Annotated in this window: 2 pseudogenes; both read left to right on the forward strand. The window is 74.2% G+C overall.

What is annotated here, in order from left to right:
- Window positions 1-732, forward strand: a pseudogene (locus B9G38_RS16945) (replication factor A); the annotation flags it as partial.
- Window positions 729-1769, forward strand: a pseudogene (locus B9G38_RS16950) (hypothetical protein); the annotation flags it as partial. The pseudogenes B9G38_RS16945 and B9G38_RS16950, both read left to right, overlap by 4 nt.

The raw sequence follows: 1769 nt of genomic DNA on the forward strand, positions 1-1769 counted from the left end.
GTGCTGGAGGTCGACGAGAAGACCATCTCCGGGCGCGACGGCGAGACGGAGATCCTGGAGGGCGTCGTCGGCGACGAGACGGCGAAGCTCCCCTTCACCGACTGGCAGCCGCGCTCCGAGATCGAGGCCGGCGCCGACCTCCGGATCGAGGACGTGTACGTCCGGGAGTTCCGCGGCGTCCCCTCGATCAACCTCACCGAGTTCTCGGCGGTCACCCCCCTTCCCGACCCGGTCGAGGTCGCCGAGGACGCCCCGCGGCTCTCCGTCGCCGAGGCGGTCGGCTCCGGCGGGATGTTCGACGTCGAGGTCGTCGGGAACGTCTTAGAGGTCCGGGACGGCTCCGGGCTCATCGAGCGCTGTCCGGAGTGCGGCCGCGTCGTCCAGAACGGCCAGTGCCGGAGCCACGGCGACGTCGAGGGCGAGGACGACCTGCGCGTGAAGGCCATCCTCGACGACGGCACCGACACGGTGACGGTCGTCCTCGACGACGAGCTCACCGCCGAGGTGTACGGCGGCGGCCTCGACGACGCGCTCGACGCGGCGAAGGACGCGATGGACAAGTCCGTCGTCGCCGACGCCATCGCGGAGACGCTCGTCGGGCGCGCCTACCGCGTCCGCGGGAACCTCTCGGTCGACGACTACGGCGCCACCCTCGACGCGGTCGAGTTCGAACTCGCGGACGACGACCCGGCCGACCGCGCCCGCGCCGCGCTCGCGGAGGTGGGCGAATGAGCGACGACGGTCCCGGCACGCGGGAGGTCGCCTACCGGCTGTTCGCCGCCGAGTTCGACGACGCCTCCCTCTCCTACTCCGAGAGCGACGAGGAGCGCGCCCCGAACTACGTCGTCACTCCGACCGGCGCGCGGGTGAACCGCCTGTTCACCGCGGGCGTGCTCACCGAGGTCGAGCGCGTCAACGACGAGACGCGCCGCGGCCGCGTCGTCGACCCCTCCGGCGCGTTCGTCACCTACGCGGGGCAGTACCAGCCCGAGGCGCAGACCTTCCTCGAACGCGCCGAGCCGCCGGCGTTCGTCGCGCTCACCGGGAAGGCGCGCACCTTCGAGCCGGAGGACTCCGACCGCGTGTTCACCTCGGTCCGCCCGGAGAGCCTCAACGAGGTCGACGCCGACACCCGCGACCGCTGGGTCGTCTCCGCGGCCGAGGCCACCCTCGACCGCCTCGCGGTGTTCGCGAAGGCGCTCGACGCCGACCTGCGCGGCGACGACCTCCGCGCGGCGCTGGAGGCGGGCGGCGCCCCGGCGCCGCTGGCCGCCGGAGTTCCGAAGGCCATCGACCACTACGGCACGACCGCGGCGTACGCCGAGGCGGTCCGCCGGCTGGCGGTCGACGCCTTGGAGGTGATCGCGGGCGACCGCGACGAGGTGCGCGCGCTCGACCTCGCCCCCGACGAAGGCGGCGACACCGCGATCGGGCCGCTCCCCGAGACCGACGTGACGGTCGCGGAGCCGGCGGCGACGGCCGAGGCCGGCGGCCCCCCCGACGAGGACGCCGGTTCCGAGCCGGAGCCGTCCGCCGAAGAGACCCACACCGACCCGACCGCGGAGTCGGGTCCGGCCGCCGAGTCGGAACCGACCGCTGAGTCCGAGCCGACCGCCGAGTCCGAGCCGACCGCCGAGACCGACTCGACCGCGGCGACGACCGACGACGCCGGCGGGCCCCCGACGGACGAGACGGTCGAGTCGGCGTCCGCTTCGACCGCCGAACCCGAATCGATCGGCGGCACGGACGATCCCGACGAACCGACCGAC

The sequence above is a fragment of the Halorubrum sp. SD612 genome (assembly GCF_002135005.1).